The sequence below is a fragment of the Dysgonomonas sp. 216 genome (assembly GCF_010501065.1).
Taxonomy (GTDB): domain Bacteria; phylum Bacteroidota; class Bacteroidia; order Bacteroidales; family Dysgonomonadaceae; genus QVMM01.
Map to the genome: position 1 here is coordinate 33,434 of NZ_QVMM01000005.1, position 15,317 is coordinate 48,750.

At 39.8% G+C, this 15,317-nt stretch carries 13 protein-coding genes; 10 read left to right on the forward strand and 3 right to left on the reverse strand.

Features of this window, described 5'->3' with window-relative positions:
• Window positions 1-15 precede the first annotated feature (15 nt).
• From D0T53_RS04380 to D0T53_RS04425, 10 genes are read left to right on the forward strand one after another with little or no spacing between them, the layout of a single operon-like run.
• Entirely contained in the window at window positions 16-1,470 is a 1,455-nt protein-coding gene (locus D0T53_RS04380; protein WP_163265467.1) for a UDP-N-acetylmuramoyl-L-alanyl-D-glutamate--2,6-diaminopimelate ligase, read from the forward strand.
• A gap of 12 nt (window positions 1,471-1,482) precedes the next feature.
• The gene (gene mraY / locus D0T53_RS04385; RefSeq protein ID WP_163265469.1) at window positions 1,483-2,745 is read left to right on the forward strand and encodes a phospho-N-acetylmuramoyl-pentapeptide-transferase; all 1,263 of its coding nucleotides are present in this window, start codon (window positions 1,483-1,485) and stop codon (window positions 2,743-2,745) included.
• 13 nt (window positions 2,746-2,758) lie between these two features.
• Entirely contained in the window at window positions 2,759-4,090 is a 1,332-nt protein-coding gene (gene murD / locus D0T53_RS04390) for a UDP-N-acetylmuramoyl-L-alanine--D-glutamate ligase (protein WP_163265471.1), read from the forward strand.
• Between the two features lie 15 nt (window positions 4,091-4,105).
• The gene (locus tag D0T53_RS04395) at window positions 4,106-5,329 is read left to right on the forward strand and encodes an FtsW/RodA/SpoVE family cell cycle protein (RefSeq protein WP_163265473.1); all 1,224 of its coding nucleotides are present in this window, start codon (window positions 4,106-4,108) and stop codon (window positions 5,327-5,329) included.
• 16 nt (window positions 5,330-5,345) lie between these two features.
• Complete coding sequence (murG, locus tag D0T53_RS04400; protein ID WP_163265475.1) at window positions 5,346-6,464, forward strand: undecaprenyldiphospho-muramoylpentapeptide beta-N-acetylglucosaminyltransferase; 1,119 nt, start codon at window positions 5,346-5,348, stop codon at window positions 6,462-6,464.
• A 6-nt stretch (window positions 6,465-6,470) separates the two neighbouring features.
• A complete protein-coding gene (gene murC / locus D0T53_RS04405) occupies window positions 6,471-7,847 on the forward strand; it encodes a UDP-N-acetylmuramate--L-alanine ligase (RefSeq protein ID WP_163265477.1) in 1,377 nt (458 codons plus the stop codon).
• Window positions 7,844-8,575: a cell division protein FtsQ/DivIB gene (locus D0T53_RS04410; protein WP_163265479.1), complete on the forward strand. Its 732-nt coding sequence runs from the start codon at window positions 7,844-7,846 to the stop codon at window positions 8,573-8,575. The genes murC and D0T53_RS04410 overlap by 4 nt, the downstream gene beginning before the upstream one ends.
• Window positions 8,576-8,618: 43 nt before the next feature.
• On the forward strand, window positions 8,619-10,016 hold the full coding sequence (gene ftsA / locus D0T53_RS04415) for a cell division protein FtsA (protein WP_163265481.1): 1,398 nt from the start codon (window positions 8,619-8,621) through the stop codon (window positions 10,014-10,016).
• A 29-nt stretch (window positions 10,017-10,045) separates the two neighbouring features.
• Entirely contained in the window at window positions 10,046-11,347 is a 1,302-nt protein-coding gene (gene ftsZ / locus D0T53_RS04420; protein WP_163265482.1) for a cell division protein FtsZ, read from the forward strand.
• A 27-nt stretch (window positions 11,348-11,374) separates the two neighbouring features.
• Complete coding sequence (locus D0T53_RS04425; protein WP_163265484.1) at window positions 11,375-11,824, forward strand: GatB/YqeY domain-containing protein; 450 nt, start codon at window positions 11,375-11,377, stop codon at window positions 11,822-11,824.
• A 114-nt stretch (window positions 11,825-11,938) separates the two neighbouring features.
• Here the strand turns inward: D0T53_RS04425 and D0T53_RS04430 are convergent, their stop codons facing one another.
• From D0T53_RS04430 to D0T53_RS04440, 3 genes are read right to left on the reverse strand one after another with little or no spacing between them, the layout of a single operon-like run.
• On the reverse strand, window positions 11,939-13,150 hold the full coding sequence (locus D0T53_RS04430) for an ABC transporter permease (RefSeq protein WP_163265486.1): 1,212 nt from the start codon (window positions 13,148-13,150) through the stop codon (window positions 11,939-11,941).
• Window positions 13,147-14,313 carry an ABC transporter permease gene (locus D0T53_RS04435; protein ID WP_163265488.1) on the reverse strand — a complete coding sequence of 389 codons (1,167 nt, stop codon included), beginning with the start codon at window positions 14,311-14,313 and terminating at the stop codon, window positions 13,147-13,149. The genes D0T53_RS04430 and D0T53_RS04435 overlap by 4 nt, the downstream gene beginning before the upstream one ends.
• 10 nt (window positions 14,314-14,323) lie before the next feature.
• Window positions 14,324-15,310 (reverse strand): HlyD family secretion protein, encoded by a 987-nt coding sequence (locus D0T53_RS04440; protein ID WP_163265490.1) that lies wholly within the window; start codon window positions 15,308-15,310, stop codon window positions 14,324-14,326.
• Between the last annotated feature and the right edge of the window lie 7 nt (window positions 15,311-15,317).

The following is a 15,317-nucleotide window of genomic DNA, read 5'->3' on the forward strand; positions in this document are numbered from 1 at the left end:
TATAATAATTAGGGTATGAAATTACAAGAATTATTATCGGGTATAGATATAGCAGAAACACATGGCAACAAAGATGTTACTGTTACTGGTATAACCTCCGACTCTCGCAAATCGGCAGATGGTTTTGTTTTTGTAGCTCTAAAAGGCGTACAGGTTGACGGACATCAGTACATAAATAACGCAATAGAATCGGGGGCCAAAGTTATTATTCACGAAGAAGATATTGAAACTCCAAATTCGGACCTTACTTATATAAAGGTAAAAGATTCAGCCGATGCAATAGGGAAAATGGCGACAAAGTGGTATGGCGACCCATCATCGAAGCTGAAGCTTGTGGGTGTTACCGGAACCAACGGAAAAACTACCACAGCAACAGTTCTTTACAATATGTTCCGTCGTTTAGGATATGGAACGGGATTATTGTCGACTGTTGCAAACTATGTGAACGACGATAAATACTCGGCAACACACACCACCCCCGACCCCATAAGCCTCAACGAGATGCTTGCTAAAATGGTGGCCGCTGGTTGCGATTACGCATTTATGGAGGTAAGTTCGCATGCAATACACCAGAAACGTATCAGCGGATTGAAATTCACGGGTGGGATTTTTACCAATTTAACTCAGGATCATCTTGATTATCATAAAACTATGGAAGAATATCTGAAAGCAAAAAAAGCTTTCTTCGATAATCTTCCCGAAACGGCATTCGCCCTTACAAACTTAGACGACAAAAATGGATTGGTAATGCTGCAAAATACTAAAGCTAAAAAGTATACCTACTCGGTAAAAGCTTTAGCCGATTTTAAAGCACGCATCATTGAAAAGCATTTTGATGGAACTTCTATCGAAATCAACGGCAAGGATGTTGAAGTTCACTTTGTTGGTGTATTCAATGTCTACAATCTGTTAGCAGTGTACGGAGCCGCCTCTTTGCTTGGGCAGGAGGCTTCCGAAATACTGGTGGTACTTAGCACCTTGCGTCCGGTATCGGGTCGTTTCGAAACAGTGAGAAACACCAAGCAAAGCTATACGGCTATTGTCGATTATGCACATACACCCGATGCCCTAACTAACGTACTGGAGGCTATACACGAGGTACTGGAAGGTAGCGGACGTGTTATAACAGTAGTTGGTTGCGGAGGGAACAGGGATAAAACAAAGCGGCCGATTATGGCTCGCGAAGCTGTAAAATTAAGCGATCAGGTAATTCTCACATCAGACAATCCCCGCTTCGAAGAACCCGAAGCAATTATAAACGATATGGCTGATGGATTAGATACCGCTCAGCTACAAAAAACATTACTAATAGTAGATCGTGCACAAGCCATAAAAACAGCCTGTATGTTAGCTAAGGAAGGCGATGTTATACTTATAGCAGGCAAAGGTCACGAAGACTATCAGGAAGTGAAAGGTGTAAAACATCACTTCGATGACAAAGAGATTGTAAGCAAAATATTTGAAGCCTAAACCGTTTTTGCAATGTTATACTATTTATTCGATTATCTAGACCAATTAGACCTTCCCGGAGCCGGGATGTTCAGATATGTATCATTCCGTTCGGCAATGGCACTGATATTATCATTGCTTGTATCTACGCTTATCGGACGTAAAATAATAAACCGTTTACAAATTCTTCAGATAGGCGAGCTTGTCCGCGATTTAGGTTTGGAAGGGCAAATGAACAAAAAGGGAACTCCTACAATGGGAGGAATTATTATAATAATTGCTATTCTCATACCCGTTCTTTTGCTTGCAAAACTAGCTAATATATATATCATACTGATGATAATCACAACAGTATGGCTTGGCTCGTTAGGTTTTCTCGACGACTACATAAAAGTCTTCAAAAAAGACAAGGAAGGATTACATGGACGTTTCAAAATTATTGCACAGATAGGATTAGGCTTGATAGTAGGGCTTACACTATATCTTAGCCCTGATGTTATTGTCAGGGAAAATACCGAATTCCGTAATTCGGATAACATCATCGAAAAAGTTACATTTCAGGCAGAAGGTGTAAAATCGACTCAAACAACAATTCCTTTTGTAAAGAACAATAACCTCGATTACGAGTGGTTTGTTTCGTTTCTTGGCGACTATGCCGAACCTGCCGCATGGATTTTATTTGTCCTTGTTGCAATATTTATTATAACAGCAGTATCGAATGGAGCAAATCTGACCGATGGGCTGGACGGACTTGCGGCCGGAAGTTCGGCCGTAATAGGTGTCACCCTCGGTATTCTTGCATACGTATCGGGGCACGTAGAGTTTGCTGCCTACCTCAATATTATGTTTATACCGGGGAGCGAAGAGTTGGTGGTTTTTGCCTCCGCATTTATCGGAGCCACTGTCGGATTTCTTTGGTACAACTCTTTCCCGGCACAGGTATTTATGGGCGACACGGGTAGTCTAACACTCGGAGGTATAATCGGGGTATTTGCAATACTCATACATAAAGAATTATTATTACCTATTTTATGTGGAGTATTTTTTGTTGAAAGCTTATCGGTTATGATTCAGGTGTTTTACTTCAAATTCACCAAAAAGAAATATGGTGAGGGAAAACGTATTTTTAAAATGACCCCTCTACACCATCATTTTCAGAAAGCAGGAAATGCCGGAATAGTAGCGCGTATACAAAAACCAATAATTCCAATACCCGAATCGAAGATAGTAGTTCGCTTTTGGCTTATTGGCATAATTTTAGCAGCACTAACATTGGCAACTTTAAAAATGAGGTAAACAAAAAACAGTTATGAAAACAATAATACTCGGAGGCGGAGAAAGTGGTGTTGGTTCAGCTATATTAGCTAAAACCAAAGGTTTTGATGTGTTTTTGTCCGACAATGGAAAATTACAAGACAAATACATTGCTGAACTTCAGGCACACGAAATACCTTTCGAGGAAAATGGTCATAGCGAAGATGTTATATTGTCGGCTGCACAAATTATAAAAAGTCCGGGCATACCTAACTATGCTCCATTGGTTGCAAAAGCAATAGCAAAAAATATACCTGTTATATCGGAAATAGAATTTGCCGGAAAATACACCAATGCAAAAAAGATATGCATTACGGGCAGCAACGGAAAAACTACCACCACCAGCCTTATCTATCATATAATGAAGTCGGCAGGTTTAAATGTCGGACTCGGCGGAAACATCGGCAAAAGCTTTGCCCGTCAGGTAGCCGAAGAAAATTTCGACTACTATGTTCTTGAGCTAAGTAGTTTCCAGCTCGAAAACATGTATGATTTTAAAGCCGATATAGCTATACTATTGAATATCACACCTGACCACATGGACAGGTACGACCACAATATGCAAAAATACGTGGATGCTAAAATGCGTATAACCCGTAACCAAACAAAAGATGATGCCTTTATATATTGGGTAGAGGATACACATATAACCCACGAAATAGAAAAATTAAAAATATCGTCTCAACTATATGCTTTTGCCGAAAATAAGGTACAACCGATATCGGCATATACTGAAAACGGGACAATAATTATAAACACCCCAAAATCTGTTTTTACAATGGAACAAGATTTATTAGCACTTACAGGTACACATAATCTTTATAACTCGTTAGCAGCCGGCCTGACAGCAAAATTATTAGATATTTCGGACGATAGCCTGCGCGCATCCCTATCCGATTTCAAAGGCGTTGAACACCGGTTGGAAAAAGTTGCTAAAGTAAGAGGTATCGAATTTATAAACGATTCGAAAGCCACCAATGTAAACTCTTGTTGGTATGCCTTACAAAGTATCAAAACCAAAGTTGTGCTCATACTGGGCGGCACCGACAAAGGAAACGATTATACCGAAATAGAAGAATTGGTTATGAATAAAGTTCATACGCTTGTATTTATGGGAGTAGATAACAGCAAACTACATCGTTTTTTTGATGGAAAAATCGAAAATATAATCGATACAAATTCGATTAAGGATGCCGTAAACAAAGCATACGAAGCAGCAAACGATGGCGATACAGTTTTGCTTTCGCCATGTTGCGCAAGTTTCGATTTATTTAAAAATTACGAAGATCGTGGAAATCAGTTTAAAGACTGTGTAAGACAATTATAAAACAATACGTTACAGATGGAAAGTAATGTAATTACCGATTTTTTCAGCAGAATATTCAAAGGTGATAAAACTATCTGGGGAATATATATAGCCCTATGTGCCATATCACTACTCGAAGTGTTTAGCGCCTCGAGCCAGTTAATATATGGCAAAGCCAGTCATTGGGGGCCTGTATTATATCACGCTCTGTTTATCATTGCCGGATTTATGGCTGTTATGATATTACAACGAGTTCCTACCCGCATATTTTCGTCACTTATATTGCTACTTCCCGTAGCCTGCATCTTACTAATATTCGTAATGATATGGGGCGAGGAAGTAAACGGGGCACAACGTTGGGCATCGTTTCTTGGTGGGGTAAAATTTCAACCCTCCGAACTCGCCAAACTAGCCGTTGTTGGCTTTGTTGCCTTTTTTCTCAGCCGCACAAATAAGGAGAATGAAAAAGCTATGTTTTATACCATCATTATCGGCACAGCATTACCTTGTGTACTTATTATAAGCCAGAACCTTTCCACAGCCTTAATGATTGGCTTTATTGCATTATTGATGATGTATTTGGGACAAATATCGTGGAAACGACTAATGGCTGTAGTTTTAATTTGTGCAGCATTGGGTGCGGCAGTATTTGGCTTGTTGCAATTACTCCCCGATCAGATGGAGGACAACAACCCCCTAAAACGGTTCGCGACATGGAAAGCCCGTATCGAACGTTTTATGGAACCATCGGCCGACAAAGAAGAAGTTATTATTACACGAATGTCGCAAATACCCGACGACGAGCGTCAGGTTATATATTCAAAAGCAGCCATAGCCAACGGCGGAATAGTATCGCTACCCGGAAGCGGAAGCGTTCGTGATGTATTGCCTCAGGCTTTTTCCGATTTTATATTTGCTGTTATCCTCGAAGAAATGGGTTTTTTGGGCGGAATAGCTGTGCTTTTACTGTATGTTGCATTAATGATAAGGGCCGGAATGCTGGCTCGAAAATGCAAGAAAAATTTTCCGAAATATTTGCTACTGGGGATAGCACTTATGATAACAATACAAGCTTTAATCAATATGGGAGTAGCAGTAAGCCTCTTTCCTGTTACAGGACAACCGTTGCCTTTAATAAGCAGAGGTGGTACATCCATATTAGTTACATCCATCTGTTTTGGCATAATGCTTGCATGCTCTAACTTTGAAGAAGAACATGAAAATGCCGACGAGAGTGTAGCTAACGTTCAGTTCGATTAATTAAAATTACCTAGAAATGGAAAAATTAAGAGTTATTATCAGCGGCGGAGGCACAGGAGGTCATATATTTCCGGCTATAGCCATCGCAGATGCACTGAAAAAGGAAAACCCTGCAACTGAAATTCTATTTGTAGGAGCAGAGAAGCGTATGGAGATGAGCCGTGTTCCTGCTGCCGGATACGAAATAATAGGCTTACCTGTCTCTGGGTTCAACAGAAGATCTCTATTAAAAAATTTTTCGGTATTATTAAAACTATTGAAAAGTCTGAGAATAGCACGAAAGGTATTAAAAGATTTCAAACCTCATATTGCAATCGGCGTAGGTGGATATGCTAGCGGTCCGTTATTGCGGGTTGCTACATCTATGGGAATACCTACCTTAATACAAGAACAAAACTCATATCCCGGAGTTACCAATAAACTTCTGGCAAAAAAAGCTTCGAAAATTTGTGTAGCATACGAAGGCATGGAAAAGTTCTTTCCTGCCGACAAAATAATACTCACTGGTAATCCCTGTAGGCAAACCCTGCTCGACGACGTTTCGAAAGACGAAGCTATCGAGTTTTTTCAGCTCGACCCTAATTTAAAAACCATTCTTATTATAGGAGGTAGCTTAGGGGCACTAACAATAAACAGAAGTGTACAAAGTTCATTAAAAGAAATCGGCGATTCTGATGTTCAGATAATCTGGCAAGCAGGCAGTTTGTATTTTTCCGAACTATATCTGGAACTACCAAACAGAGAAGGAACTGCTCGTATACATCTTTATCCTTTCCTCGATCGTATGGATTTAGCTTACAAAGCTGCCGATCTTGTAATCTCGCGCGCCGGAGCAAGTTCTATTTCCGAACTTAGCTTGTTGGGAAAACCTACCATACTTGTACCTTCGCCAAACGTTGCCGAAGATCATCAGACTAAAAATGCGATGGCATTAGTCAATAAAAACGCAGCGATACTAGTACACGATAAAGAAGCAGAAAGCACGCTTATAAGCAAAGCACTAGAGTTGATAAAAGATGAAAGTAAATTAGCAGAGCTATCGATAAACATTTCAAAACTAGCTCAAAGAGACTCTGCCGATCGCATTGCTGATGAAATTATGAAATTAGTGATGAAAAAAATGAAGAAAATATAAGTTATAATGAAAGAATTAAAATCGATATATTTCCTTGGTATAGGAGGAATCGGGATGAGTAATCTTGCACGCTATTTTTTATCGAAAGGTAAAAAGGTGGCAGGATACGACCGAACCGAGACTCAGCTCACACAAAACCTTGAAAAAGAAGGGTGTAACATTCACTATACGGATAATATTGATTTAATTCCCGATAGCTTTAAAAATAAAGAAACCACACTTATAGTTTATACACCCGCAATGCCAGCCGACAGTGCCGAACTTAATTATTTCAGGGGACAAGAGTTTACATTGCAGAAAAGAGCACAGGTATTAGGCGAAATAACAAAATCGAGTAAAGCTCTTTGTTGTGCAGGCACCCACGGGAAAACAACCACGTCGAGCATGCTTGCCCATATATTGAAACAATCGCATCTGGGTGTTAATGCATTTTTAGGCGGCATACTCAAAAATTACGGAACAAATCTTTTGCTCGACGAAAAAAGCGATTTTACGGTAATCGAAGCTGACGAATACGATCGTTCTTTTCATTGGCTTCATCCATATATGGCACTGATAACATCGGTTGACCCCGACCATTTGGATATTTACGGAACAGAAGAAGAGTATTTAAAAAGTTTTGAGCATTTTACCTCTCTGATACAGCCTGACGGTGCTTTAGTCGTAAAACACAATATAAAACTTGCACCAAAAACCGACCGGACTGTAAAAATATACACCTACTCTATCGAAAAAGGTGATTTCAGAGCTGAGAATGTAAAGATCGGGAATGGAGAAATCAGGTTTGATTTTGTTACTCCTAAAGAAGTCATAAAAAATATAGAGTTAGGAGTTCCTGTTAAAATTAATATCGAAAATGCAATAGGAGCAATGGCTTTAGCCTGGCTTAATGGAACAACAGCCGAAGAACTTCGCACATCAATGGCTACATTTGGTGGCGCAAAAAGGCGTTTTGACATTCTGTTTAAATCCGATTCAATTGTTCTTATCGACGACTATGCCCACCATCCGCAAGAGTTGGAAGCTAGTATAAAATCGGTTAAAGAATTATATGCCCCCAAAAAGGTTACAGGCATATTTCAACCGCATTTATACAGTCGAACAAAGGACTTTGCTAAAGAATTTGCCGAAAGCCTTTCGTTGCTGGACGAACTTATTCTGCTTGATATATATCCGGCACGGGAAAAGCCGATCGAGGGTATTACATCCCAAATTATATTCGATAATGTTACATGCCTGAAAACTCTTTGCAAAAAAGACGAACTCATCGGGTTATTAAAACAAAAAAACGACATAGAAGTGTTGCTAACTATCGGTGCCGGCGATATTGACCAGATGCTCGGTCAGATAAAAGATGTACTGATTGAAAAAACGAAAAAATGAAGAAAGCTTTAATTATCATAGCAGCATGTATATTGGCGGGATATTTGATTTTCGCCGCATTCTTTTTCGAATCGCAACCTAAATCGCAGTTATGTTCGCAATTCGAAGTTGTTTCGGTCGATAATAAAGGACAAAACCTTGTAGATGTTGCCGAGATAGAGAAAGAAATAACCCAAAAAGGGCTGAACCCTTTTGGCGTAAATATTAAAGATATAAACACATACCAGATAGAGCAAGCAATACTCGAAAACAAACTGATAAAAACAGCCAAAGTTTTCGTTACCGGAGACGGAGGAGTTAGAGCCGAGATTATAAACCGTAAACCGGTTTTACGAATAATCAATAATTCAGGCGAAAGTTACTATATAGATAATGACGGAGAAAAAGTACCCTTGTCGAAAGTATTCACAGCCGATTTACCTTTGGCCACAGGAGCAATAAGCGAAAAATTTGCAAAAGAGGAACTTCTTAACTTTGCTTATTTTTTGTCAGAAAATACTTTTTGGGATAATCTCATCGAACAGATAGTTGTTTTACCCAACGAAGAAGTAAAGCTTGTCCCCCGAATAGGTCGGCAAGAAATTCTTTTTGGCAAACTTGAAGGTTACGAAGAGAAATTCGATAAATTAAAACTATTTTACGAAAAAGGCCTCTCCGAAACAGGTTGGGATCGTTATTCCGCAATTAATCTAAAATATAATAAACAAGTTATCGGTACAAAGCGTTGATTTGTATAACTTTGTAATCTGCCCTCAATATAATAAAGGAATTATGGAACAAACAGGATTTATAGCATGTATAGATATGGGTAGCTCTAATATAGTAGGGCTTCTCGGTCGTCGTAACGAGCAAGGCGTTATATCAATCCTTGCTTCAGAATCTGTACCCAGCGATTCATGCATTAAGCACGGAATCGTTTACAATATAGACGAAGCCGCAGGCAGAGTAAAAAAACTACTCAACCTGCTCGAAAATAAAGTTGGCAAAAAAATAGGAAAAGTATATGTTTCTATTGCGGGCATGTCGTTACGCTCTGTAAAGCACATCGAAAGCCGCTTTTTTGAAAGTGACACAGAAGTTACTTTTGCGATGATAGATAAACTTGAAATGCAAGCCAAGTCGCATACAATACCTTTGCTGACAAACTATGGAGCTATCGCCCCCGAAAAATATCTGGACGATCAACTTGTTGACGATCCAATCGGAAAGATTGCGAACAAAATAGAAATTGCATTCCAACTTATAACAGGGCGCCCCAATATTAAAGTCAATTTACAGCGATGCATAGCTATTAAAAATCAGACGAATATAGCCGGATTCATAGTCGGAGCAGTAGCAACGGGAGCCATTCTGCTCGATGAAGAAGATAAAAATAAAGGCTGTGCATTAGTCGATTTTGGTGGTGGTACAACAACCGTATCCATTTATAAAGACGGGCTATTGCGATATATGTCGGTTATACCTTTAGGTGGTAAAACCATTACAAAAGATATACAATCGCTTGATTTTACGGAAGAACAGGCCGAAAGCTATAAAATAAAATACGGACGTGTAGGGAAGAAAAAAGCGACCGACACATCCGGCATTCAGCATAGCAACGATGTAGATGTACGTGAACTCAATAAAATAATTCAGTATAGACAAGACGAGATATTAATGAATATTCTCAACCAAATAGAAGTATCGGGCTATACAGGAAAACTCGAAGCCGGAATAATTATTACCGGAGGAGCTTCTCAAATGACAGGCCTGAACGAATATTTTGCCGACAAAGCAAAAGTAACCGTAAAAGAAGGTTCAGTGAAACGCCTATACATTAATAATGCCATAGAACTGCTTCAGAAACCATCGTATTCGCAGTGTCTTGGCTCTATGTTATTTGCAACAGAAAATTGCGAAAAGATAGAGATCGTTCAAGAGCCCGAACCTGTGGAAGAGGTACCTCAGCCAATAAACCAGCATCACCAGCAAATGCCCGAACAAAACAAGGTGCAGCAACCACCGCAGGTTGAAGTAGCTAAAGCTAAAGAGCCTGAAGTATCAAAAGAGGAAGAAGAAGTTGAAGACGACACTAAAACAGGGCAAAAACCTGATGGACAGAGAACCCTCTTCGGTTTTTTCGGCAAGATCCACAAAATAGGTGATGCCATGTTTAAAGAAGAAAAATAAAAGTTGAATCTGAAAAATAGCAACGAATTATGAACGACGATATCTTAGAATTCCAGTTTCCACGAAAAACGAGCCAGCTTATCAAAGTGATAGGTGTTGGCGGAGGTGGAGGTAATGCCGTCAATCACATGTATAATCAGGGTATTCACGATGTATCTTTTGCATTGTGCAACACCGACAATCAGGCATTGGAACAATCGCCTGTGCATACAAAGGTTCAACTAGGCAAGCGCACCACCGAAGGGTTAGGTGCCGGCAACCGCCCCGAAATAGCCAAAGCCGCAGCCGAAGAAAGCAAAGAAGATATTCAGCAATTACTTGGCGACGGAACTAAAATGGTATTTATAACTGCCGGTATGGGAGGTGGTACCGGAACAGGTGCCGCACCTGTTGTTGCACGCATAGCCAAAGAGATGGATATACTTACAGTGGGAATTGTAACTATACCTTTTGTTTTCGAAGGCAGAAAAAAGATTATTCAGGCACTGAAAGGTGTTGAAGAAATAGCAAAAAATGTTGATGCACTTTTGGTTATAAACAACGAAAGACTAATTGATATTTATGCCGACCTTACAATCCCGAACGCTTTTGCAAAAGCCGACGACACACTTACCATTGCAGCAAAAGGTATTGCCGAAATAATAACAGTTCACGGACATATAAACCTCGACTTTGCCGATGTTAAAACCATACTGAAAGACGGAGGTGTAGCAATTATGAGTAGCGGCTACGGAGATGGAGACAACCGTGTGGAAGATGCCATTAAGAATGCATTACATTCTCCTTTGTTAAACAACAACGACGTGTTTGCCGCAAAAAAAATATTATTCAATATTTATTCGGGCGAAAAACCTCTTATCGTGGAAGAAATGGCTGCCGTGTCGGATTTCATGAAGCTATTTGGAAACGAAGTTGAAGTAATTTGGGGAACAGCAACCGAAGAAGGACTGAAAGACGACAAAATAAAAATAACCCTGCTTGCCACCGGATTCGGGATGTCGAGTATTCCGGGTATTGACGACAGCTTGCTTGACGATCTTACGGAAGAAGAAGCCAGACAGGAAGAAGAACGCCTGCATAGAGAAGAAGATGAAAAGCGTCGTATAAACGCAATGATAGAAGAGCATTACGGCAAAGAAAACATGAAGGAAATGAGCCTTCCCACATTCTTTACACCTAAGCCTTACATTTTGTCGGAAGACGATTTGGATGACGACAAAGTTATTGAAGCTTTAGAGAAAACTCCAATGATGAAACGTGGAGAAAACTTTAATCCACACGACTACCAGAGCAATTCTAAAAAATCGACAGGAAATTTATTTGAAGAATAAAACAAATCAATAAAACAATAACAACATATGAGCTTATTTGAGAAAGTCAGCGCAGACATAAAAGCAGCAATGCTAGCTAAAGATAAAGTAAAACTTGAAGCTTTACGCGGAGTAAAAAAAGAATTTATCGAAGCTAAAACAGCGAAAAACTCGGATGGGGAGTTATCCGACGAAACAGCTATTGCAATATTACAAAAGATGGTAAAACAACGCCGCGAAAGTGCTGGAATTTATTCTTCACAAGGGCGCCCCGATTTGGCAGAAAACGAACTTGCCGAAGTTGGAGTATTAGAGGTTTATTTACCTAAACAGCTTACTCAAGATGAACTTGAAGCCAAACTGAAAGAAATTATGGCTCAGGTTGGCGCCAGCACTCCCGCCGATATGGGAAAAGTTATGGGTGTGGCAACAAAAGCTCTTGCAGGAGTTACAAACGGAAAAGCAATTTCCGATACAGTGAAAAAACTGTTAAGCTAAATATATTTTCATTACCTTATAAGTCATCCCCTGAAAACCGTTGGTTTACAGGGGATTCTTTTATCTACATACAAGGTACAAAACTTCAATAGGTAAATTGGGAACTACAATATTTTATAAATCGGCTGGTTGATTCTTTTTTAGGCGTGTATAAGCCGGATCATAATTAGAAATCCACCACTTATACATTAAAGTCGCAAAAACACAGTAAATAACGGCATGTATCCAAAGTGTTATAAACTCGGTTTTAATATCGGCCAGAGTAGCACCCATAGTATTCACTTTTACAAAAGCATGTATTGCCGGTGTAGACGGAATCATATATCCTATCGCCTTCAGTGGTTCGGGAATAGCAGTCCAAGGCCATGATATCCCGGAAATAAATAAAAATGGAATACTTGTAAAAACAAACAGGAGCATTATAAACTCACGTTGTGACGAGAAATATGATATTGTCATAGCAAAAAAGGTCGCCGCCAAAAGATAAGGTATTAGAAATGCCAGAATAGTTAACGGGTCGCCTATCTGTGGAAACCTGAATAAATAAGGAACAACCCGTAATACCCAAACCGATATAACAAGGTAAAGTGTTGAATAACACATTGCCTTACCAATAGTTAAGTTTACCGACCTTATATTACGATTCACATTACTGAACGAGGCCATCGCAAAGCGTTTCTTATCGTTATGTGTACCTACTATCGTTCCGATTCCCAAAACCAGTGTTTGTTGCAATACAAGAATAAGTATTGCCGGCACAAGAAAACTGGCAAAACCGTTTTGTGTATTATAAAAAGGTACCCATTCGTAATCAATAGCCTGCATTGTCGACTCATCCTGATTTTGCGTACTATATCCCATTTCGGCAACCCTTATATTTGCTCCCATATCGAGCGAAACTTCCGTTGCCGACAAGAGGAACGATTTGTAGAACAACAGGCTGCTCATATCGGAATATACCATTACCTGTGTTTGTTGCACTGTATTGATATTTTTCGAAAAGTCGGAAGGAATATAAAGTATGCCGTAAACTTCTTTCCGCCTCATGGCTTCCTGTGCTTCTTCCATGTCGGCTGCTACTCCTACGACTTTAACATCGCCCGTAGCATCTACCTTACGGATAAACTCGCGCGACAACGATGAATGCGAGCCGTCAACAACAACCAACTTCGCTTCATGAACCACCTCATTGTTATATATTAGGCTATACAAAAGCGGATATGACAATGGTACAATAAAGAATAACAAGATTACAGCCGGATCGCGAAATACGACTTTAAACTCGTTAATACACACATGATATATGTCGATAATTGATTCCCTCATCCTTCGTATACATTATCGGTTAAAAACTTCTTTACCCGCGGATAAAACAGGAAAGCAACAGCCATAAAACCTAACAAGGCCGCATAATGAAAAGCCGAATACCCGACAGGTATTCCATTCAGAGCCTGATCTACATAAATCAGAAAGAAATGCCTTAAAGGAAAAAGATAACTTAACGCTTGCAACCACGAATCCATTCCCAACACAGGAAACGAAAAGCCTGATATAGAAAAAGCGACCATACCCCACAGGCTGGCAATACTTAATGCTAAACGATAATTTTTAAATATGCCTAACAATATAAGCCCTAAACCCTGTGCGCTTATTATAAGAAACAAATAATTAATACCCATAGGCAAAAAACCCGAATGCAGCGGAAACCCGTTATAATAGTATAAAACCGACATAAACAATAGAGCTATCACAAAAAATATAACCGTATAAGGTAACAACTTTCCGGCAACTACTTTAATAATCGAACCATCGCCCATTTGCATAAGCTTACGTCCTGTTCCTGCTTTTACTTCCGAACCTAACGCCGAAATAGTAAACATTAATATCAATAGTTGCAATATACCGGGCAGTATTGTATTGTTTAAATATACCGAATAGTTCAGCCACGGATTACCCAAAGGATGTGCTTCTACAGCTATTGGTTGAAGAACTGGCATAATTTGCCCTTCGCTATACCCCTGTGCTTCTGCCATCTGTAAGCCAACGGATGCCGAAGCCAGTACCGATATTGTTTTTAAATCCTGAAACAATAAAGAGCCTGAAATCAGAAACGCATTATTAGTATAAAACACCAGTTTGGGACGATTGCCGGAAATAGCTTTTTTCGAAAATTCGCGGGGAATGGTAAGTACAGCATATACCTCCGCCCTTTCCATTCGCTGTCTGGCCTCCTGAAAAGATAGACTCTTAAACTTTATATCCGTTTTCGGAAAAGCGTCAAGTTGACGAATAAGCTGACGCGAAGTTGTAGTATTATCCATATCGACAACGGCAATAGGTATTTTTGTGGGCAATCCCTCATTCATCATCGGAATAAGGACAATGAGTATAAGCAGAGGAACAACAATTATGCCCCATATACATATTTTAGAAGTAGAAATACGAAACCACTCCCGTTTTACAATTGCCCATATACCGGTTTCTGCCATCGCTATTTTCTTATTTAATTATAAGTGACATTCCGGGTCTTACTTCAGGAATCTCCGATGTAAATCTGGCTCTCACCTCAAATGTTTTACGGTCATAGCTTCCTGTTGTTTTAGTAGACTTCCACGCCGCATAAGAGCCCAAATCTTTAATATAATACACATTAAGTTCCACTTCTTTATCAAGAGCCGGAACAAACGCTTTAATTTTTTTATCTATCGCAAATCCCGACAACCGATCTTCGCGCACATTAAATGTAGCCCATTTGTCAGAAGTTTTCATAACATTCATTACCGGTGCCCCCGACCCAACAAGCTCTCCTTCGTTCGGAAACTTTTCTGAGACTTCTCCATCAACAGGCGATATCAAATAAGTTTCATTCACATAAGAACCAACTTCGGCAACTGCCCCTTTTGCTCTTTCCAACAATGCCTCTGCCGCCATTTTATCTTCAAGTTCTGCTCCGTTTTTAGCCATATCGTACTGAGATTTAGCCGCCTTCTCGGTAGCAACCATCGCTTTATAGTTTGCATCGGCTTCGTCTCGCTTCTGAGCAGTCATAACACCCTGATCATATAAGCGTTGCACCCGGTCGTACGATTTTTTTGCGATATCCACTCCGGCTATAGCCTTTTGCCACATCTCGTATGCACCTTGTATCTGCTCAGCCCGTGCACCTTTAATCGCCTTCTGATTTTGCGCAGCAGCACCTTGCTCAGCAGCTGTAGCCTGCGATAATTTAGCTTCGATATCCGGAGCACTAAGCACGGCAAGCGTATCGCCTTTTTTCACTTTGTCTCCTTCTTCTACAAAATATCGGGATATACGTCCCGGCACTTTACTCGATATACGTACTTCGGTTATCTCGGCTTCACCTTGTATTATATTATCGTCGTGCCCAAGGAAAAAGAAGCCGTAAAATGCCACCAATACTATAAACAGTATAAATGCAAGTATAGGTATAAGTTTCGATCCTGTTTTCTTATTTGTTGTTTCCATTTTTATC